The 21,554-nt window shown below is 51.6% G+C and carries 18 protein-coding genes; 6 read left to right on the forward strand and 12 right to left on the reverse strand.

What is annotated here, in order from left to right; all coding sequences use genetic code 11:
* Nucleotides 1-238 precede the first annotated feature (238 nt).
* Nucleotides 239-2,251 (forward strand): sigma-54-dependent Fis family transcriptional regulator, encoded by a 2,013-nt coding sequence (locus tag BMY09_RS03515; RefSeq protein WP_091354124.1) that lies wholly within the window; start codon nt 239-241, stop codon nt 2,249-2,251.
* A gap of 52 nt (nt 2,252-2,303) precedes the next feature.
* On the opposite strand, the gene BMY09_RS03520 is transcribed toward BMY09_RS03515, so the two are convergent.
* The 5 genes from BMY09_RS03520 to glmU all read right to left on the reverse strand — a co-directional run bounded on the left by BMY09_RS03520 (nt 2,304) and on the right by glmU (nt 10,672).
* On the reverse strand, nt 2,304-3,494 hold the full coding sequence (locus BMY09_RS03520) for a DUF1501 domain-containing protein (protein ID WP_091354126.1): 1,191 nt from the start codon (nt 3,492-3,494) through the stop codon (nt 2,304-2,306).
* Nucleotides 3,495-3,496: 2 nt separating this feature from the next.
* Complete coding sequence (locus tag BMY09_RS03525; protein ID WP_139203128.1) at nt 3,497-4,870, reverse strand: DUF1800 domain-containing protein; 1,374 nt, start codon at nt 4,868-4,870, stop codon at nt 3,497-3,499.
* 317 nt (nt 4,871-5,187) lie between these two features.
* A complete protein-coding gene (locus tag BMY09_RS03530) occupies nt 5,188-7,146 on the reverse strand; it encodes a methyl-accepting chemotaxis protein (protein WP_091354131.1) in 1,959 nt (652 codons plus the stop codon).
* Between the two features lie 316 nt (nt 7,147-7,462).
* Nucleotides 7,463-9,292, reverse strand: coding sequence for a glutamine--fructose-6-phosphate transaminase (isomerizing) (glmS, locus tag BMY09_RS03535; RefSeq protein WP_091354134.1), 1,830 nt, complete (start codon nt 9,290-9,292; stop codon nt 7,463-7,465).
* Nucleotides 9,293-9,304: 12 nt separating this feature from the next.
* The gene (glmU, locus tag BMY09_RS03540; RefSeq protein WP_091354136.1) at nt 9,305-10,672 is read right to left on the reverse strand and encodes a bifunctional UDP-N-acetylglucosamine diphosphorylase/glucosamine-1-phosphate N-acetyltransferase GlmU; all 1,368 of its coding nucleotides are present in this window, start codon (nt 10,670-10,672) and stop codon (nt 9,305-9,307) included.
* Between the two features lie 137 nt (nt 10,673-10,809).
* Here glmU and BMY09_RS03545 point away from each other — a divergent pair, with 137 nt between their 5' ends.
* The 5 genes from BMY09_RS03545 (at nt 10,810) to BMY09_RS03565 (ending at nt 15,238) form a co-directional block, all read left to right on the forward strand.
* A complete protein-coding gene (locus BMY09_RS03545; RefSeq protein ID WP_091354139.1) occupies nt 10,810-11,550 on the forward strand; it encodes a TrmB family transcriptional regulator in 741 nt (246 codons plus the stop codon).
* A gap of 99 nt (nt 11,551-11,649) precedes the next feature.
* Nucleotides 11,650-12,144, forward strand: coding sequence for a hypothetical protein (locus BMY09_RS03550; protein WP_091354142.1), 495 nt, complete (start codon nt 11,650-11,652; stop codon nt 12,142-12,144).
* Nucleotides 12,137-12,826: a PspA/IM30 family protein gene (locus tag BMY09_RS03555; protein WP_091354145.1), complete on the forward strand. Its 690-nt coding sequence runs from the start codon at nt 12,137-12,139 to the stop codon at nt 12,824-12,826. The genes BMY09_RS03550 and BMY09_RS03555 overlap by 8 nt, the downstream gene beginning before the upstream one ends.
* Complete coding sequence (locus tag BMY09_RS03560; protein WP_091354146.1) at nt 12,819-13,481, forward strand: YqiJ family protein; 663 nt, start codon at nt 12,819-12,821, stop codon at nt 13,479-13,481. Before BMY09_RS03555 ends, BMY09_RS03560 begins: the two co-directional genes overlap by 8 nt.
* A 17-nt stretch (nt 13,482-13,498) precedes the next feature.
* A complete protein-coding gene (locus BMY09_RS03565; RefSeq protein WP_091354149.1) occupies nt 13,499-15,238 on the forward strand; it encodes a flotillin family protein in 1,740 nt (579 codons plus the stop codon).
* 105 nt (nt 15,239-15,343) lie between these two features.
* Here BMY09_RS03565 and BMY09_RS03570 read toward each other — a convergent pair whose 3' ends face one another.
* From BMY09_RS03570 to atpA, 7 genes are all read right to left on the reverse strand, one after another.
* Entirely contained in the window at nt 15,344-15,979 is a 636-nt protein-coding gene (locus BMY09_RS03570; protein ID WP_091354151.1) for a DUF799 domain-containing protein, read from the reverse strand.
* Nucleotides 15,979-16,341, reverse strand: coding sequence for a DUF4810 domain-containing protein (locus BMY09_RS03575; RefSeq protein ID WP_245756492.1), 363 nt, complete (start codon nt 16,339-16,341; stop codon nt 15,979-15,981). Before BMY09_RS03575 ends, BMY09_RS03570 begins: the two co-directional genes overlap by 1 nt.
* 11 nt (nt 16,342-16,352) lie before the next feature.
* Nucleotides 16,353-17,039 carry a CsgG/HfaB family protein gene (locus BMY09_RS03580; RefSeq protein WP_091354153.1) on the reverse strand — a complete coding sequence of 229 codons (687 nt, stop codon included), beginning with the start codon at nt 17,037-17,039 and terminating at the stop codon, nt 16,353-16,355.
* 149 nt (nt 17,040-17,188) lie between these two features.
* On the reverse strand, nt 17,189-17,614 hold the full coding sequence (locus tag BMY09_RS03585; protein ID WP_091354156.1) for a F0F1 ATP synthase subunit epsilon: 426 nt from the start codon (nt 17,612-17,614) through the stop codon (nt 17,189-17,191).
* Nucleotides 17,615-17,649: 35 nt separating this feature from the next.
* A complete protein-coding gene (gene atpD / locus BMY09_RS03590) occupies nt 17,650-19,026 on the reverse strand; it encodes a F0F1 ATP synthase subunit beta (RefSeq protein WP_091354157.1) in 1,377 nt (458 codons plus the stop codon).
* Nucleotides 19,027-19,063: 37 nt separating this feature from the next.
* Nucleotides 19,064-19,927 (reverse strand): F0F1 ATP synthase subunit gamma, encoded by an 864-nt coding sequence (gene atpG / locus BMY09_RS03595; RefSeq protein WP_091354160.1) that lies wholly within the window; start codon nt 19,925-19,927, stop codon nt 19,064-19,066.
* 74 nt (nt 19,928-20,001) lie between these two features.
* Complete coding sequence (gene atpA, locus BMY09_RS03600) at nt 20,002-21,546, reverse strand: F0F1 ATP synthase subunit alpha (RefSeq protein WP_091354162.1); 1,545 nt, start codon at nt 21,544-21,546, stop codon at nt 20,002-20,004.
* Nucleotides 21,547-21,554: the final 8 nt, after the last annotated feature.

The raw sequence follows: 21,554 nt of genomic DNA on the forward strand, positions 1-21,554 counted from the left end.
AACAATAAGTTAAAGTTTTAATATGCCTATGTGACTGAAAAAGCACAGATAAACAGTTCGATAATCGGTCGGTCATCGACCGTTAATCAGACGCTTATCCAGACAACGGAATCACTGCAGACGCAGATAGGGGAATAAGATCCATCCGGGGAATAACCGCACAAAAAATAGACAATTGAAAAACCCTGGCGGTAGGTTCAGAATAAAACAACGCATCAAGAACTATAAAAATAAAACTATGAATGCCACGAATGTGAAAACTACCCTGCGAGGGTCTGCTGCAGTTGAGCATCCCCGGAAGATAGCCAAAGCCAGAGAGACGCTCCTGAGTCAGGGCTCACTCTCTGATGATTCTGTGCGCCCGCTGATCCGGGCCTCATGGCAGCGCTGCGTGTCAGACTCGGTCAATCCGCTGGTGGCCAATCAAACCATCGAACTGGATGAGCAGCAGCTGGAGTCTCTGAAAGAGAGTTACCGCGAACTGATCTCCGCCTCAGAACCGATTATGCAGGATGCCAAAGAGTTGCTGGCGGATTCCGGCACCATTATGCATCTGGTGGCACCTTCAGGAATGATTCTGTGCTCAAACGGTGATGACCATACCCGCGATCTCGCCAATGATTTCAGCCTTGTGCCCGGTGCCAACTGGAATGAAAGTGTGGCCGGAACCAACGCCATCGGCACTGCCCTCAATGTTGGCTCGGCAGTACAGGTGCATGCCTTTGAGCACTTCTGCGAAAACATCAATAACTGGACCTGCTCTGCCGCAGTGATCCGGGACCCGTTCGAAAACAAAATACTCGGGGCGGTGAATATCTCCGGTCTGAAAAACACCCTGCATGACTACTGCCTGGCGCTGGCGGTTTCCGGTGCCCGGCGTATTGAGGGGCAGCTGGCACAACTACAGATGGCTAAACGTGATCTGCTGTTAGGGGTCACTCTGGATCGCTTCGGAGCCCCGGGTAACGACGGACTGCTGTTGCTGGATCTGAATGGACGCCTGGTACGTACTAACCATCAGGCCGTTCGCGTACTCGCCTCGCGCGGCCTTAAAATTGACCTAAACCCCAGCAATCCGATACTCACACTCAATGAAGAGGGCCGATTTACTGAACGCTCAGCTGCTATCCTCGATCAGCTCGATCCGCAATGGATTGAACCCCTGATACATCAGGGGGAACAGATCGGCTATATTGCAGTGATCCCTTTCCCAGCGCCTCGCGCGCCCTCTGTTGCGATAAAAAGCGGACCACCAGCCGCCAATCAGGATACCGGCAGCGGTTTTTCCAGACTGGTGGGCCGCAACCCTATGTTCATCAAATCGATTCAGCAGGCAGCCCGGCTGGCAAAAGCACCGATTCCGGTGTTGTTACAGGGGGAAACCGGTGTGGGTAAAGAGCTGTTCGCCAGTGCGATGCATGAGATGAGCCCCGCCAGCAGCCAGAAGTTTATCGCCCTTAACTGCGGTAGCTTATCCCGAGACCTGCTCGCCGGAGAGCTGTTTGGCTACGTTGATGGCGCCTTTACCGGCGCCCGACGGGGCGGCATGACGGGTAAAATTGAAGCGGCCAACGGTGGTACCCTGTTCCTGGACGAAATCGGTGAGATGCCACTGGATCTGCAACCGATGTTCCTGCGGGTACTGCAGGAATCAGAGATCTGCCGCATCGGTGAGACACAACCGCGCAAGGTTAATTTCCGCCTGATTGCGGCGACCAACCGGGATCTGGCCCAGGAAGTTGCTGAAGGACGCTTCAGAATGGACCTTTACTATCGGATCTCGTCGATGACCCTGACGATTCCGCCGTTAAGAGAGCGCAGGGATGATGTTGTCTTGCTGGCAGAACATATTCTTGCGGGGCTGGCAGAACAACATGGTGGGATCAGAAAGCAGATCAGTCCTGAACTCCGGTCACTGCTCGAAAAACACCTCTGGCCCGGCAATATCCGTGAGTTAAGCAATCTGATCACCGCCGCCTATTTTCTCACCGATGCGGAACAACTCAGCCCCGAAGACCTTCCGGCAAACCTGATGTTGCAGCCAGGCACGACAACAGTTACCGCGCCAGCGGATGCAACAGCAGACGAAACTGATAACCCGCTGAATCAGGCGGAAAGAGAGGTCATCTGCCGGGTGATTCAGGAACAGGGAGGCAACCTCACCCGTGCAGCCCGACAACTGAATATCGCCAAAAGCACGCTGTATATCAAACTACGTAAGTATGGGATTGACCGCTCTGCCTTAGGCTAACCGGATGTCACAGTAGGGATCAGCATAACAACTCAGAGAACAATCAGGAGAACTATCCGGCGCGAACCAATCCACTAACCTGATCCCGGTAGCCAGGAAAGACCTGCTCCTCAATAAAGCCCCGATCCAGTCCCATATGCTGATGCAGCACACCCGCAAACAGCGCCCGCATATCCAGCGTCGGCTTAAGATCGCGGCCTTCATACAGGTTTTGTTTCGCCAGTCCCGGCCAGTCACTCTGTACACGCCCGCCGTTAACCGCACCGCCCAGCAAAAAGGCCGCGCCTCCCACACCATGATCAGTACCGGACGTCCCGTTCACTGCAACGGTGCGGCCAAACTCAGTGACAATCACCACCGCTGTCTGATCCCAGACAGAGCCCATATCCTGTTTTAATCCTGCCAGCACCGTATCAAGTTCACGAAACCGGTTCGCCAAACGGCCTTTTGTGGTGCCCTGCCACGCGTGGGTATCCCAGCCACCGCAGTCCATCACGGCAACTCTGGGGCCGTCGTCACGGATCAGAAAACGGGCTGCCGCTTTAGCCACTGTTTTCAGGTTGTTACCGCCCCTGAGCTTTCCCCCCATGGAGTTAATCATCTCATCCGCGTTGAAGCCCGCCCGCACCTTGGGGCCAAGGTAGCTGTCCTGTTCATATAACGCCATTAAACGCTGCAAGGTGTCTTCATCAGGATCGGGTAGCCGATCCGGAGCCCAGGCCCCCACAGGCACTGCTCCCTGCACAATACGGGGGATGCCTGCCCCCAGAGAATAGCCATACTTTTCGGGATTACGGCCTTCACTTAAACCTTGTAAAGCCCTGTATAACCAACCACTTGCACTGCCTGCAGGGTTAGTCAGACCGGTTTCCAGCACATCCTGCGCATAAAAGTGTGAGCGTTTGGCGTAGGGTGGCGCAATCGCCTGAAACAACAAAGCCTCCCGCCCGGCGTACATCTGCGCAAGGTTTTCAAAAACCGGGTTTAAACCAAAGAATCCATCCAGATCGATCACCCCTTCAACCGTATCTGGCGTTCCCAGCGCCAGTTTGCCGCGGCCGGACCGATAAGCTGGATCACCATAAGCTGGCACCGCAGCCAGACCATCCATCCCCCCTCTTAAGATCAGCACCACCATACGGGGATCGCGGTGGTCCTGAGCAAAGGATATTGGCGTCGTGAAGCCCAGTGTTAAAACAGCACAGGCTTTTATAAACTGACGGCGGTTAATTGCTGATGCCATGATTATCTCCACTGAAATTCTGGTGAGGCTAACATCAGCCCGGCCGCCTGTGCCGGACTTGCTGCCCGCTTCATTGCCAGCTGTAAGTCACCCGCATCTGTTGGCAGCATTGCAACGGCCTGCTCAATTTTATGCAGCCCGGTATTGGCAGAAGCCCCTGTTGCCAGTCCCCATTCGATCCGTTTTTTCAAAGCACTGGCAGAACTCCAGTAGCGGGTATCATCCGGCCACCCGGCGGGAGACCCGGCAAAAAACGGTCGCTGATTCAGGTTGACTAAACCAGACCTGATAAGCTTTCTGATACGTCCGTTAAACGGCAGATCAAAGACCCTGACCGCCGACAGAAGGTATTCGTTAGGCGTTTTGAATTTTTTATGCGCAGGGTCCCAGGCGGCCTCAAGATTGACCAGCGTACGGTGCAGGGTCGGCAGATGGCCCCGGCTGTCCAGAAAACTGCGCTCCAGAATACTGATAGCCTCAGGCGGAGGGGTATCAGAGATAAAATGTGTTGCCAGCTTTGTTGCCAGAAAGCGCGCCGTGGAAGGATCCAGCGCCAGATCAATTAATGCGGCTCTGCCCTGCTCTAATCCCTGAAAGTCATAGTGACGGCCCAGTAAAACCTGAGGACCCGGTTCATGATTTTGTTTATAGAAAAAGAACTCTCCCTGTTTAATAGCCGGGTTCCTGTTGTTATAGCCACCAAATCCCCAACCGGTAATCATCTTCGCCAACGCCTGAACATCCTGCTGCGTATAGCCTCCGTTAACACTCAGGGTATGTAACTCCATAATCTCGCGGGCTAAATTTTCATTCAGCCCCCGCTTAGACCTTTTACCCGCAGGCGAGCCAGGGCCGACAGAGTTATTATTATCCAGATAAAACAGCATCACCGGATGGGACACCACCGCCAGCAACATATCGGCGAAAGAGCTATCCAGATGCGCCCGAATCGCTTCATTTTCATAAGCAACACTGGCCAGCGAAATCATCCTTTTGCCTTTACGGGAAACACTGAAATGATTGCTATAAAACTGGACTAGCCGCTCTCTGAAAGGGGTTCGGGTATGTGCTGCATACTCAAAACGCTTAAAGAAGTTACTCTGTTCCTGCGCTGCTAATCCCCGTTGTAGTAACGTAAGCTCCTGAGCCCTGTTTTCAGATTCCTCACTGCCCATCAGCCGCTTTCTCTCATTACGCCACTCATAAAAAGCGCTTAAGCTGGTCGCTGCATCAGGAACCTGAGGGCCCGGATCTTGTTCGACTTCGAGCTGTTGCTGCAGCCACCCCTTAGGATCAGCGGTAGCAGCATTCAGATCTAACGGCCCGGCACCTAATCCAAAGCGGTTCATAGCGCGATACTGAGAAAATGTTGTCACCCCGGTTCTCCCATGGTTTGAGGCAAGCGATCACTACGTAAAGCGGGCGAAGAAAATTTATCGATTATCAGCTTAATAGATTAAGCCGGCGATGCCAGACAAAAAACCGGTAATACTGCCCGGTTATGTTTCACATCTGTGTAGCGGTATTGAATAAATGATCGGCGCCATCATGGTTAAGACACCTGCCGGAATGATCAGTTCAGGAATAGTGCCCGGTTCTGCCGGGGCTATGATATCGGCGAAGTGGAGTGCTGGATGCATTTTCCGGCTCCGCCGATATAACCCTGTTGAGGTATCGCGTTCGTTTAAGCGCTTCAGACTTTGAACAGCCCTACCTGGCCATGCATACCTTCAGAAAGCGTATGCAGTTTACGGGATCGTGCCAGCCGGGTATCGGCATTTTCCAACATCTGATCGGCAATCATTTTGATCCGACTGGTATTCTCAGCAATACCACTGTTAACCATACTCTGCTCCTCGGTTGCGGTTGCAATCTGAGCAGACATATCGCTGATATTATTGACTGAATCGGTTATCAGAATCAGCTGTTCATAAGCCTGGTTCGCCTCTTCAACAGAGCTCTGAGCCATCGCTTCACTGCTGGCCATAATAGATACAGCCTGTTGCATGGTTGACTGCAGTGTCGCAATCATATTGCGTATATCCGCGGTGGATACAGTGGTTTTTTGTGAAAGACTACGAACTTCATCGGCCACCACCGCAAAACCACGGCCATTGTCGCCTGCCCGGGCCGCTTCGATTGCGGCATTTAACGCTAACAGGTTGGTTTGCTCTGCTATTCCCTGAATTGTCCCCAGAATCGAGTTGATCTGCTGTGAGTGTTCACTCAGCTTAAGGATGACCTGCGATGCCGTACTCACCTCTCCCGCCAGATCACCAATCGAATCCCGGGCTTTCATCACTACCGCCTGACCCTGCTGACTAAAACGGGCACTTTCACTGGCGGCATGGGAGGTGTTTTCAGCATTCGCGGCAATATCCTGCGTCGCCGCCGACATCTCCTCGACTGATGTCGCTACCAGAGTAATCTGATCCTGCTGCAGTTTGACCTCATCCATAGAGTTATTGGCGCTCTCTGCTGCGGCATCAGCACTGGTTTTCAGATCACCCGACAGGCCGACAATCTGTTGAATGATCGATTGCAGCTTTTCAATAAACTGATTGAATGACCGGGACAACTCACCGACCTCATCATTTGATGTGATCGGTAACCGGGTAGTCAGATCCCCCTCGCCCTCAGCGATGCTTTTCAAAACCGCAGCCACACTGTCGATCGGCCGGGTAATCAGCTTGGAAAAGAAAGCACCGATGATGATAAACAGTGCTATCAGAAGCGCGGCGATAACCAGCGATAACCAGGCAATATTATTGGCCGTCTGATAAACCTCACTGGAGGGTACCAACGCCACAAAACGCCATCCCAGTGCAGAGGATTTAACCACTTTGGCGAGATAGTGTTCGCCGTTTCGCTCCACCTCCAGTAAACCAGAGTCCACCGATGCCAGTTGCTTAAACAGCGGGCTGTTCAGCTCATCGATTTTTTTAAAGTTATGCTCGGGAAAGAGTGGATCAACTAACACCGTGCCGTTGTCTTCAATCAGCAGGATATGCCCACGCTCACCAATTTTGATCTGCTGCACAATCTCCGTCAGCTGTTTTACAGAGACATCCATCGACTGCACCCCGATAACCTTGCCTGAACTGTCAGTAATCGTCTTAGCGGTACCGACGAAGGTGGCGTCGTCACCCGCCCAGTAATAAGCCTCGGTACGCACTACCTCACCAGGATGCTCCAGTGCTTTTTTATACCACGGACGGGGACGGGGATCGTACGCATCTTTCATGGCAACATCAGGCCACTGAATGTAACCGCCGTCAGCACGACCGGAATACACATAAGCCAGCCCGGGATGGGTTTGACCAAACTTCTCGTAAATACGGAACAGCTCCGCCTCCTTTCCCCCGGCACTCAGATGTGATTTGAAACTACCAGGCCCATTAAGAAAATTGGATAAATTGAAGCTGTTATCTTTCACCAGCGGAAGATCCGCCACGTAAGTTACATTATCGGCAATGGCTTTAAAAAAGAGGGTAAACGCATTATCGATCTGAGTGATCTCTTTACGACTGCTGGTTTCAAAGTTATCCAGCGCCGTCACTCTGGCTTCATATATTGAAAATGAAGAGATAATAAGGATTGGCACAATGACCGATACAGTAATGAAGGCCAGCAATTTTGTACGAATTTTCATAGTACGGCTCGGGGAATCGTTATTGTTGTGTCAGAAACATCATCCGTGACCGCTAAAGATCGAATCAGCCTGATATCGGTCATGTAACGGAGGCGATTATGGCAGAAACCGCCATACTATACTTTCGTATGACAACCAGATTGGGTAACAAAAACGACGTTAGTGCAGGGAGAAAATACCCGCCAGAAAGACAGGGCCTGAAAACTAAAACGATCTGTTTTTCGAAATCAGGCCCGGAGATGACTCGTTGTCGTCAGTATTTCGGGTTCTCTCCCTATAACCTAACGACAAAAATTACAGCGCTATCAGGTAACCATCACTCCACCGTGACCGATTTCGCCAGGTTACGCGGCTGATCCACATCGGTGCCCTTCAGACAAGCGACATAATAGGCCAGCAGTTGCAGCGGTATTGAGTAGATAATCGGTGCCATCACCGTGGGTACATCCGGCAGGGTGATCAGTTCGAGATCATTCCCGGGTTTCACCTGGGCTTTGGAATCGGCGAACAGGAACAGTTTTCCGCCCCTTGCACGCACCTCCTCCAGATTCGCCTGCAGTTTTTCCAGCAGGGAGTTGTTCGGTGCGATCGCCACGACCGGCATATCCTCATCTACCAGCGCCAGAGGACCATGTTTCAACTCACCGGCCGGGTAAGCTTCTGCATGGATATAGGAGATCTCTTTCAACTTGAGAGCGCCTTCAACGGCAACAGGATAGATAGTGCCACGCCCCAGAAACAGGGCATGGTGTTTATCGACAAAATGCTCAGCCATTTTCTGAATCTGCGGATCCAGCGCCAACACCTGCTCAGTGAGGCCAATCAGTTGCTCCAGCTGGGCAACGATCTCCTGCTCATCGTCAAAACCGTAGCGGCGCGCCAGCACCAGGGTGGTCAGCATCAGTACCACTAGCTGACTGGTAAAGGCTTTGGTTGACGCCACGCCAATTTCCGGTCCGGCATTGGTCATGATCGCCAGATCGGACTCACGCACCAGAGAGCTGCCAGCAACATTACAGATAGACAAAAATCCAAGATAGCTCTGTTCTTTCGCCTCCCGCAGTGCGGACAGGGTATCGGCAGTTTCACCGGACTGGGAGATGGTGATAAACAGTGTGCCAGGCATACACACCGTTTTGCGATAGCGGAACTCGCTGGCCACCTCCACCATACAGGGGATACCCACCAGTTTTTCGATCCAGTAACGGGCCACCACACCGGCGTTATAGCTGGTGCCACAGGCGACGATCTGCACCATTTTCACCTGATCAAACAGCTCCGATGCACCGCTGCCAAATACCTGCTCCAGCACATGTCCCTGATGGATCCGACCTTCAAGCACCCGGGCGATCACATCCGGCTGTTCATAGATCTCTTTGAGCATATAGTGACGATACAGGCCTTTATCTGCCGCATCATGACCATGCTCAAAGCGCTGCACCTCACGGGTGACAGGCTCACCGGCAAGGCTCTCAACCTTAATATCTGAGCGGGTAATGGCAGCAACATCCCCCTCTTCCAGATAGATAAAGCGATCAGTCACCTGCAACAGAGCCAGCGGATCAGAGGCGATAAAATTTTCCTCAACGCCCACTCCGATCACCAGCGGGCTACCCATGCGGGTCGCCAGTAGCAGATCCGGCTGCTGCTGATCGATAACTGCCAGCGCATAGGCGCCATCCAGCCGCTTTAAGCTCTCTTTCAACGCCACTTCAAGGCTTTTACCGGCCATCACTTCCCGGTAGATCAGGTGGGTCACCACCTCGGTATCGGTGTCGGATAAAAACTGATATCCGTCAGCGACCAGCTCTGCTTTCAACGCGGTATGATTTTCAATGATGCCGTTATGCACGACAGCAATACGGTCAGCAGACAGATGCGGGTGAGCATTACGCTGTTCCGGCTTACCATGAGTTGCCCAGCGGGTATGCGCTATCCCCAGATAACCCGGCAGAGGCGATCCGGTCAGGGCCGCATCCAGTTGTGCCACCTTGCCCACCCGCTTCAGGTGATCAAGCTGGCCTGTCTGACTATTTAAAACGGCCATACCCGCAGAGTCATAGCCCCGATATTCGAGTCGTTTAAGGCCTTCCAGCAGAATCGCTGAAATATTCCGGCCAGCAATCGCCCCTACTATTCCACACATAACTCTGCTTCCTTATGATTTTTTAACCGGCCGTTGCCAGTTATTCAGATTAGTCTGTTTAGCGCGTGTAATAGCGAGTTGATCCGCCTGAACCTCTTTTGTGATAGTAGAGCCTGCGCCGATGGTCGCACCTGCCCCCACTTTAACCGGTGCCACCAGCGCCGTGTTTGAGCCGATAAAAGCACCATCACCAATCTCAGTGGTCGACTTATTAACGCCATCGTAATTGCAGGTAATGGTGCCGGCACCGACATTGACGTCTGCCCCAACCTCGGCATCACCGATATAACTCAGATGGTTTACCTTACTACCCTCACCGATATTCGCTTTCTTGGTCTCAACAAAGTTACCAATTTTGGCGTTGTTTGCCAGATGGCTGCCGGGCCGCAGCCGGGCAAAGGGACCGATATCACAGTTGTCCGCCACCACCGCTTCATCCAGCAGGGAGTTTGCTTTGATATGGGTGCCGCAACCGATTACCGAATCCTTAATAATACAGTTGGCTTCGATGGTAACGTTATCACCAATCTCCACCTTTCCTTCAAGAATCACATTGATATCGATGGCCACATCATGACCCACGCTGACCTCTCCCCGCACATCAATCCGCGCCGGATCTGCCAGCGAAACCCCGTCCAGCATCAGTGCTTCCGCCTGACGCCGCTGATACCAACGCTCCAGTTCGGCCTGTTGCAGACGATTATTAACGCCCTGCACCTCCTGTTCGGTGGCTGGCTGAATCGCCTGAATACGGACGCCCTGTTCTGCCGCCATCGCGATAATATCGGTGAGATAGTATTCACCCTGAGCATTATTTGCGGAAAGCTGCGGTATCCACTCTCTTAACAGCGCCGTTGGCAGCGCCAGAATACCGGTATTCACTTCGGTGATTGCCCGTTGCGCATCACTGGCATCCTTATGTTCTACAATCGCTACAACATCGCCCGCATCGCTACGTACAATCCGGCCATAACCGGTCGGATCTGCCAGATTCACCGTCAGTAAACCAAACTGTCCACGCTCTGCGATCTTCACCAGCTCGGCCATGGTTTCAGGCCGGGTAAGCGGTACATCACCATAGAGTACCAGTACTACCCCATTGTCAGAGATATTTGGCATTGCCTGAGCCACTGCATGACCGGTCCCCAGCTGTTCAGCCTGCAAAGAAAACTGTACAGCCTGTCCTGACAGCGCGGTTTCTACCTGTTGCGCGCCATGTCCGATAACGATATGGGTACGGGCGTTTTCCAGTGCCTTGGCGCTATCGATCACATGCTGCAGCATCGGTTTGCCACCAATGGTGTGCAGCACTTTAGGCAGAGTTGATTTCATCCGGCTACCCTGGCCTGCGGCCAGAATAACGATATCAAGAGTATTCAAAACAGAGGTATCCCTGGTTAATTACAGCAATGGCCGATCCGGCGACCCGCTGCTGTTGACACAAACAGTAATTTAACAGAACTTTAATCTAACTGGTTTCAGATGCAATATTAAATGTCAGAGAAAAATTGACAATTATGAATAATGAACTGTTTAAGCTGCTGGGACTGACACCCCGGGAGATCACCCTTTACCGCGCGCTGCTCTCTCTGGGCCCCAGTGCGATCCGCACCGTTGCCGAAAAAGCGGGAATCAATCGCGGCACAACCTACGACTGCCTGAAAGAGATGCAGCAGAAAGGGCTGGTCACCTATCTGCCAAAAGGCAAACGTCGGCTGTTTTCCGCCCGCGAGCCTGAGGTATTGCTACAGATGGCAGAGGAGCGACGTCACTCTCTCAATTCGGCTATCGATCAGCTGAAAAACCGTGTCGTACCGGAGCTGCACCACCTGATGCCCGACTTTAATACTGCCAATGTCAGCTATTACGAAGGGGACAGCGGCATCGAACAGGTTCTCAGGGATATACTCAACACCGTCGAGACGCAACAACCTAAGAGCTATTCAGTATTCTCTTCAAAGCCGATACGACCCCACCTTTATCGCCCGTTTCCTAACTTTACTGCGCAGCGAATTCTGAAGGGTATCGAAGTAAAAGTGATCGCCATCGGAGACGGCGGTGAAGATGCGGAACTCAGCGCCCGTAAGTGGATTAAAACTGAAGGTAGGGTTGATGCCGCCTATATCGCCGTTTATCCCCCCAAATGCGCGATTATCTCCCTGGCATCGGCCAACTACCCAACGGCAGTGGTGATTGAATCGAAAGAGGTGGCCGCCGCCCAGAAGATCATCTTTGATACCCTGTGGGGACTGTTGTAAGCAAAAAATAATTCCGTTTTGCTTGCTGTTTACGATTGTATACTGATATATATAGCTCAGTTTTGGATGGAACCTAATTGATGCAAATGGAGCTTTGCAATGAAATCTATCCCTATCAGTGTTCGACTCTCCCCTGCCGAAGCCGCATTTCTGGCTGACTTTACGGCACCTGATGCGGTTACACCCAGTGACAAACTTCGCTTTATTATTAACAAAGTACGTAAAGAAGAACACGCACCACACTCACTGGCAGACTCTAAACAAAGAGCGTCGGGCTATCTTGCTCCGGCCCTGGCAGTTATTGAACAGGCAGAATCCCGCTGTCAGAAACAATCCTCCCTATTGGCAACCCAGCACTACTGGCTGGAAAGATCCCTGTCCTCACTGCTATTCCATGCGGGCAATATTAAACAGTCAGACGACGCCATTCAGCTGTATGAACGTGAGTGTCTCAAGCTACTGGTGAATACCACCGGGCAACAGTTGCGCCAGCTGAAACCACCCCTGAGCAGCAGTCACAATCCAGACATACTAGACAACGTGCGACACAAACTAGATGAATTAATGAACGTCCAAGGAGTGAACGATGAATGAGTCAATTACCAGCCGGGTTGGCCGCATAATCAGTGGAAGTCTCAATGCACTGGTTAACTCAATAGAAGATTCGGCACCTGAAATGATTCTGGAGGAGGCGCTGAGAGAGGTGGACAGCGCGATCGATCAGGTCAGAGTTGAGCTGGGGCAGATAGCCGCCAGAAAACACCAGGCCAGCACCCGCTTGATGGAAACCAGCGGTCTGCATGAAGAGTTGAGTAGCAAAATACAGGTTGCGCTGGCCGAAGGCAGAGAGGACCTTGCCGAAGCGGGGATAGCCCATCAGCTGGATATCGAAGCGCAGATTCCGGTGCTGGAAAAGTCGATCTCTGAAGCGGGTGAAAAAGAGAAAGAGCTTGATGGCTATATCCAGGCACTGGCGGCTAAAAAGCGCGAGATGAAAGAGGAACTGCAAAAGCTGCTGGCGTTGAAAAATGCCTCGGCTATCCCGGACCATCAGAGCGCCGAAAACAGCGGCTCCGATGTTGCAGCCAAAGTGGCTAAAGCCGAATCTGCATTTGAGCGGATTATTGAAAAACAGACCGCCTATTCCAATGTAAACAAAAACAGCGCTGAAAACGCTGCGAAACTGGCGGAGCTGGACGAACTTAACCGCACCAATCGCATTAAAGAGCGCCTGGCGTTGCTTAAGTCAAACAGTGAAGACAGCGGTAATGTTTGAGTTTCTCACCCTGAGTGGCAACTTCCCCTTCACTCTCTCGCTGACAGTGATGGTGATTCTGGCGCTGCTTGAAGGCGCCGGCCTTGTTGTCGGGCTGGCATTTTCCTCCATGCTGGAAACACTGTTACCGGATCTCAGTGTCGATGTTGATGCAGCGGATATTCCCGATAGCGGCCTTATCAGCCGGATACTCGGTTGGTTTTATATTGGCCAGGTACCCTTTCTGGTTTTGCTGATTATCCTGCTCACCTATTTCGGCCTTGCCGGTCTGTTTGTGCAGAGTATGTATCGCGCTGTTACCGGGCATCTGCTGTACAACTGGCTGGCGATCATTCCGGCAACGTTACTGACGCTTCCCCTGACACGGGTTTCAGTCAAAGGGGTCGCCAGTGTATTGCCAAAAGATGAATCCGAAGCGGTATCCAGTGATAGCTTTATCGGCAGAGTCGCCGTGGTCACCACCGGAACAGCCCGGGTGGGCAGCCCGGCTCAGGCTAAAGTCAAAGATCAGCATGGGCAAACCCATTATCTGATGGTGGAGCCTGACAAACACCAGCCAGATCAGCCTCAGGGGTCCCAGGTGCTTATCATTAAACAGCAACAGAGTACCTTTATCGTGATCCCAAATACCAACCCAAACCTCGTTAATCAATAAAAGGAATTATTCAGATTATGTACTTCGACATCACTGAACTTGGCACTGTTGCTGCCATCATAATTATTGGCCTTATCGCCATCGGCTTAATAATGGCACGACTCTATCGTCGTGCCTCAAAGGAAACCTCTTTCGTCCGCACGGGTTTTGGTGGACAGAAAGTGATTGTCAACGGCGGCGCGATCGTCTTACCCGTGCTGCACGAGATCATTCCGGTCAATATGAATACGCTCCGGTTGGAGGTGAAACGGGCCAATGAGCAGGCACTGATCACCCGCGACCGGATGCGCGTCGATGTTCTGGCAGAGTTTTATGTCCGCGTTCAGCCCACCGTAGAGTCTATCGCCAACGCCGCCCAGACACTGGGTATGCGCACCATGGAACCGGAAGCTCTGAAAGAGCTGGTTGAGGGTAAATTTGTTGATGCCCTGCGCGCTGTAGCTGCCGAGATGGCGATGTACGAACTGCATGAACAGCGGGTCGACTTCGTGCAAAAAGTGCAGCAGGTGGTTTCTGAAGACCTGTTAAAAAACGGCCTCGAACTTGAATCCGTGTCTCTCACCGGTCTCGACCAGACAGGTAAACAGTATTTTAATCCGGATAACGCCTTCGATGCCGAGGGTCTGACCAAACTGACAGAGGCGATTGAAGAGCGCCGCAAACGCCGTAATGAGATCGAACAGGAAACTGAGGTCAGTATCGCCAGTAAAAACCTTGAGGCGGAAAAGCAGCGTTTAGAGATCACCCGTGATCAGGAATATGCCCGACTGCAACAATCCCGCGAGGTCGAAATCCGTAAAGCGACCATCGAAGCGGAGATCATGCGCGAACAGGCAGAGAACAAACGTGCTGCAGAACAGGCCCAGATTGTCGCCGAGCAGCAAACAGAACAATCCCGCATCAGTTCCGAGCAGGCAGTCGAAGAGGGCCGTATCGGCATGGCCCGCCTGTTGAGGGAGAAAGAGATTGAAAAAAGCAAAGCGATTGAAAGTGCTGAAATTGAAAAGCGCCGCACGTTAGAACTGTCTGAACAGGATAAATCGATCGCTATTGCCCAAAAATCTACTGAGCAATCGGTTGCCGAAGCCGAAGCAAGTCGTGCCCGCTCTGAAGCGGTGAAAGCCGATGAACAGGTCATCACTGTGCGGGAAACCGAGATTGCTGAGCGTGATAAACAGATCGAGCTGGTGGAAGCGGCAAAAGAAGCAGAACGCAACGCTATCAGTATCAAAGTCGGTGCTCAGGCTGAGAAGGAAGCTGCAGAAGATCATGCTGAAGCGGTACGTATTCAAGCCCATGCCGATGCTGATAAGCAACTGATCAGTGCGGAAGCACAGAACAAGTCTGAAAAACTCTCCGCTGAAGCTGCTGAGATCCGCAACCGGGTCGATGCGGAAGGCAAGCGCGCCCTCAATGAAGCCGAGAACCTGCTTGCAGCTGAGCAGATCACCCGTCAGATCAAACTGGCAGTCATCGAACGGCTTCCGGACATTATCCGTGAAAGTGTTAAGCCGATGGAGCAGATCGATGGTATTAAAATCTTTCAGGTTGATGGTTTGAACGGTTCGGGTTCAAGCGTGACCGAAGGCGGTGAAGCTAACGCCTCCAGCCTGGCAGATCAGATGGTTAGCAGTGCCCTGCGGTACAAAGCCCAGGCCCCTCTGGTTGACGGGTTGCTCGAAGAGATCGGTCTGAAAGGCGATTCTCTGAACGGTTTAACTTCAGCCCTGGCAGACAAAGAACTGACTAGATCCTAGAGTCGCTGCTCTATCTGCAGACATAAAAAACCACCTGCAAAGGTGGTTTTTATTTAGCTGCAATTAACCGACGCTATTTATCAATCGGTCAACAATTTAAGAGTATTACTGAGCCCGGTACGGGCCATTAAGCAGCCCCCGTCCCTGGTTGTTAATTGCGATATTATTGGCTGTCCGGGCAACCCCGGGGGTCGGATCGACAATCGTGCCAACCACCTGGTCCACCACAGCCTGCACCAGCATACCCACCAGGCCACCACCGTTATCCCCGGAGCCCTGAGCGTAGGAAACCTGAGTGTCCCACAGGGTCTTGCCGGTTTTGGCATCCACAAGCTTCATATTCGCTTTAACAACGGTGGTTGAAGAGAGAATCTCATACTTCTGTCCCCAGTCTTCAATCACCACATAAAGGATGGCATCCGGATTAAGGTGCTCGGCGAACTTTTCCAGCGGTACATCGTGCATATCAGCCGGTGATTGCAATCCATTTTCCTGCAGAAACTGATTGATCACTGCAACCGGAAATACATAGTAGCCTTTTTCTGCCAGTGGTCTCGATAACGTCGACAGATAGATATTCGACGCATTGATCTCAATGGAGTTATTCATCGGTGGAATCACCAGAATAGAACGGGGCTTGCTGGCTTCAAGCGCAGCATAATCATAACGCTCCTGGGTTGCACAACCGCTGCTGAGCAGCACCAGCAGCATAAACGATGCAGATACGATAGAACGTAGCATTACTGATTAACTCCCTGTTTCTGATTCTTCAGCAGCGTATCAACCAGGGCGGTTGCCTCGGGATAGATTGCTTTCTCTTTCAATAACGCTTGCTGAGCCAGTCCTGCTTTACCTTCGGCGGCGTACATCATCCCCAGATGGGCGTACAACCCCGGAGGCACTTTTTTACCCAGCGCATCTGACTTTTGAATATCCTCCTCCAGTTTAGTGATCTGCAATGCCGCCGGGGCATTACCGGGTTCAACATACATCTCGTAAATCATCGCTTCGTATGATCCCCAATAATAGAGGCTGTTGTCCTGGGTTGCACAGCCCCCCAGTAAAACAGTGATACTAACGAACAACAGCGCAAAAATTTTCACTCAGACACTCCTTATTGTTCGATCTTCCAGGTACCGTTCTGCATATCGGTAACCAGATTATTCACCGCTTCCATAATGGCAAAATTCAGCACTTTACCATTCAGCGTTGCGTCATAGCCCGCCGCGCCACCAAAACCGATGACTTCACGGTTTGACAGCTCATATTCACCAGCACCCTGAGTTGAGTAGACGATCTGTGAGGTAACAACATCGACAATATTCAGTGAAACTTTCGCGTAAGCCGTCTGGGTTTTACCTTTGCCGAGGATACCAAACAGCTGCTTATCGCCGGTGACTTTGCGGCCAAACTCTGTGACATCCCCGGTAACAACATAACGTGCCCCCTGAATTTTCTGCTTCACGCCACTCAGGCCCGCCTCTTGTTTGAGATCAGCCATACTCTGGCGATCAACAACATTAAAACGGTTGGTTTGTTGCAGATGTGTTTTGAGGATAGTTTGTGCCTGATTACCCAGCCGGTTGTTGTCGGCTGAGAACATCCCCTGCAGGTAGTTAGAACGGTTATCAAAATTACCCACCACCAGTGTGGTGCGCGGCCCCTGATAAGTTGCGCGATAGGTTTCGACTTTCTGTGGCTCAATTTGTCGGTGACTCTCTGTAGCACAGCCGGTTACTAAAACGGCGCTGAAGAGAACAACCGCTGATTTTGCAGCCAGTCCTTTGTGTTTAATAAACATACAATAAATCCTTTTTTAAATTCATCTGCAGCAGGCAGCGAAGTGTGCTTCAGATCGGATAAAGACTTAGGTTAATTGTCCTCCCTCAAAACCAAAAAAAACAGCCCGGAGGCTGTTTTTTATTCGAGTAGCAGTTCAGTAAGAGAGGATTATTTACCCATCTTCTTACGAATCTGCTGAATAGTACGCAGTTGTGCTGCAGCTTCGGCCAGTTGAGCAGTCGCACGGGAGTAATCCAGTTCGCTGCTCTTATCAGCCATCACATGTTCAGCATGCTTCTTCGCTTCCTCTGCGGCCGCTTCGTTGATATCACCCGCACGCAGTGCAACGTCCGCTAGGACAGAGACCTTGTGTGGCTGAACTTCAATGAAGCCACCGGAAACGTAGAAAATCTCCTGCTCACCACCCTGTTTCTTTAGCTCTACAGGACCTGGTTTCAGTTCCGACAGAAGCGGAGCGTGACCCGGGTAAATACCCAGATCACCCAGGCTACCTGTCACTGAAACGAACTCGATAAGACCAGAGAAGATCTCTTCTTCAGCACTTACGATGTCACAATGAACAGTCATAGCCATGTTGTTATCCTTTTTAAAAGGTTAACTAAGCGCACTTACATGCTCTTAGCTTTTTCAACCACTTCGTCGATACCGCCAACCATGTAGAACGCTTGCTCAGGCAGATCATCATAATCACCGGCCAGGATACCCTTAAAGCCTGCGATAGTGTCTTTCAGAGAAACGTACTTACCTGGAGAACCGGTAAATACTTCAGCTACGAAGAACGGCTGAGACAGGAATCGCTGAATCTTACGAGCACGGGTTACTACCAGCTTATCTTCTTCAGACAGCTCGTCCATACCCAGAATCGCGATGATGTCTTTCAGCTCTTTATAGCGCTGCAGTACACCCTGCACCTGACGGGCAGTGTCGTAGTGATCCTGACCAATAACCAGTGGATCCAGCTGACGAGAGGTGGAGTCCAGCGGATCTACCGCAGGGTAGATACCCAGCTCGGCAATCTGACGAGACAGTACGACTGTCGCATCCAGGTGCGAGAAGGTGGTTGCTGGTGATGGATCGGTCAAGTCATCCGCAGGTACGTATACCGCCTGGATAGACGTGATAGAACCGGTCTTGGTAGAGGTGATACGCTCTTGCAGAACACCCATCTCTTCCGCCAGTGTTGGCTGGTAACCTACCGCTGAAGGCATACGACCCAGCAGTGCAGATACCTCGGTTCCCGCCAGGGTGTAACGGTAGATGTTGTCAACGAACAACAGTACGTCACGACCTTCGTCACGGAACTTCTCAGCCATGGTCAGGCCGGTCAGCGCTACACGCAGACGGTTACCAGGAGGCTCGTTCATCTGACCGTATACCAGAGATACTTTATCCAGTACGTTGGATTCTTTCATCTCGTAGTAGAAGTCGTTACCCTCACGAGTACGCTCACCTACACCCGCAAATACGGAGAAGCCTGAGTGCTCGATCGCGATGTTACGGATCAGTTCCATCATGTTTACGGTTTTACCTACACCGGCACCACCGAACAGACCAACTTTACCACCCTTCGCAAATGGGCATACCAGATCGATTACCTTGATGCCGGTTTCCAGCAGCTCGTTAGAAGCTGCCTGCTCAGCATAGGAAGGTGCAGAACGGTGAATAGGCATACGCTCTTCTTCGCCGATAGGTCCACACTCATCGATTGGGTTACCCAATACATCCATGATGCGACCCAGTGTTGCTGTACCCACAGGCACAGAAACTGGCGCACCAGTATTAACTACTGTCAGACCACGGCTTACACCTTCGGTCTGACCCATAGCGATTGCACGTACCACACCATCACCCAGCTGCTGCTGAACTTCAAGTGTCAGGCCTTTGGCCTCAACAGTCAGTGCATCATAGATCTTCGGTACACTGTCACGTGGAAACTCCACGTCGACAACTGCGCCGATAATCTGAACAATACGTCCGCTACTCATGTTCGGATCCTCTTAACATTTAAACCTGTTAACTGCCTTATACAGCAGCAGCACCACTTACGATCTCAGAGATTTCCTGAGTAATCGCAGCCTGACGAGCTTTGTTGTAAACCATTTGGAGCTCATCGATAAGATCGCCGGCGTTGTCTGTTGCGTTCTTCATCGCCAGCATTCGTGCTGCCTGTTCACAGGCATTGTTCTCAACCACGGCCTGATAGACCAGGGACTCAATGTAACGAACCAGTAAGCCGTTCAACAGCTCGCGTGCATCGGGTTCGTAGATATAATCCCAGTGATGGTTAAGACGGTCATCATCGTCTTCTGCTTTCAGCGGAAGAATCTGCTCTACCTGTGGCTTCTGCGTCATGGTATTTACGAAATCGTTAGATACCACATACAGCATATCCAGCTTGCCTTCATCGTAAGCATCCAGCATCACCTTAACGGTACCGATCAGCTCAGCTGCTTCAGGCTTATCGCCCAGACCAGATTTTGCTGCGGTTACATTACCGCCAAATGTTTTAAAGAAGCTTACAGACTTAGAGCCCAGAGCACAGATATCGATCTCGATATTTGAGTCTTTAAACTCTTTCATCTTGGCAAGTGCTGCCTTGAACGCATTAATGTTCAAGCCACCGCAGAGACCACGGTCGGTTGCGACAACAATGAAACCGACACGCTTTACTTCGCGCTGTTGCAGATACAGATGCTTATATTCAGGGTTGGATTTCGCCAGGTGCTGAATCACGCCACGGATAATCCGGGCGTAAGGACGGCTTTCCTGCATACGATCCTGAGCTTTACGCATTTTAGATGCAGCCACCATTTCCATAGCGCTGGTAATCTTACGTGTGCCCTGAATACTGGCTATCTGCGTCTTTATCTCTTTTCCGGCTGCCATAGTTCCACCTATTAAACCTTTACTTAGTTCAGGTCTGCATAATCACTTATGCAGACCCCCACTCAAATGAGCTGTTACCAAGTTTGGGTAGATTTGAACTTTTCGATACCAGCCTTGAACTGAGACGCGATCTCGTCATTGTAGTCGCCACTTTCATTGATCTTAGCCATTACATCAGCGTACTCGCTGTTGAAGTAAGAGATCAGGGCTGCTTCAAAATCAAGGATCTTGTTCAGGTCGATATCGTTCAGGAAGCCTTCGTTAGCAGCGTACAGACTCAGACCCATGTCTGCGACAGACATTGGTGAGTACTGCTTCTGCTTCATCAGCTCGGTTACGCGCTGACCATGCTCAAGCTGAGCACGGGTTGCATCGTCCAGGTCAGATGCAAACTGAGCGAATGCCGCCAGTTCACGATACTGAGCCAGAGCCAGACGTACACCACCACCCAGCTTCTTGATGACCTTAGTCTGCGCTGCACCACCTACACGGGATACAGACAGACCAGCGTTGATCGCCGGACGGATACCTGAGTTAAACAGGTCTGCTTCCAGGAAGATCTGACCATCGGTGATGGAGATAACGTTGGTTGGTACGAATGCAGATACGTCACCACCCTGTGTTTCGATTACTGGCAGTGCAGTCAGGGAACCGGTCTGGCCCTTAACTTCGCCGTTAGTAAACTTCTCAACATAGTTTGGGTTAACGCGCGCAGCACGTTCCAGCAGACGTGAGTGAAGATAGAATACGTCACCTGGGTATGCTTCACGGCCCGGTGGGCGGCGCAGCAGCAGGGAGATCTGACGATAAGCCCAGGCCTGTTTAGTCAGGTCATCGTATACGATCAGAGCGTCTTCACCGCGGTCACGGTAGTATTCACCCATAGAACAACCAGCATAAGGCGCCAGGAACTGCATCGCTGCAGGATCGGCGGCACCGGCTGCGACAACGATGGTGTGTTCCATCGCGCCATGCTCTTCCAGCTTACGTACAACGTTTGCGATAGTGGACTGTTTCTGTCCAACCGCTACGTAGACACACTTAACACCGGTACCTTTCTGGTTGATGATAGCGTCAATCGCGATCGCAGTCTTACCGATCTGACGGTCACCGATAATCAGCTCACGCTGACCACGGCCGATTGGCACCATCGCATCAATAGATTTCAGACCAGTCTGTACTGGCTGATCAACTGATTGACGCTCGATTACACCGGGTGCAACCTTTTCGACAGGGTCAGTCAGTTTAGTTTCAATAGGGCCTTTACCGTCGATCGGGTTACCCAGGGCGTCTACTACACGACCCTGCAGTTCCGGACCAACAGGTACTTCCAGGATGCGGCCGGTACAACGCGCGGTCATACCTTCTACCAGACCCTGATAGTCACCCAGTACTACAGCACCTACAGAGTCACGCTCAAGGTTGAGCGCCATACCGTAGATACCGCCAGGGAATTCGATCATCTCCCCGTACATTACGTCAGCCAGGCCGTGAATCAGGATGATACCGTCAGAAACGCTGACGATAGTACCTTCATTACGGGCTTCAGAAGAGACATCAAGTTTCTCGATGCGGCTCTTAAGAATCTCGCTGATCTCAGATGGATTCAGTTGCTGCATGTTTAATC

Source organism: Amphritea atlantica (assembly GCF_900111095.1).
In the GTDB taxonomy this organism is placed as follows: domain Bacteria; phylum Pseudomonadota; class Gammaproteobacteria; order Pseudomonadales; family Balneatricaceae; genus Amphritea; species Amphritea atlantica.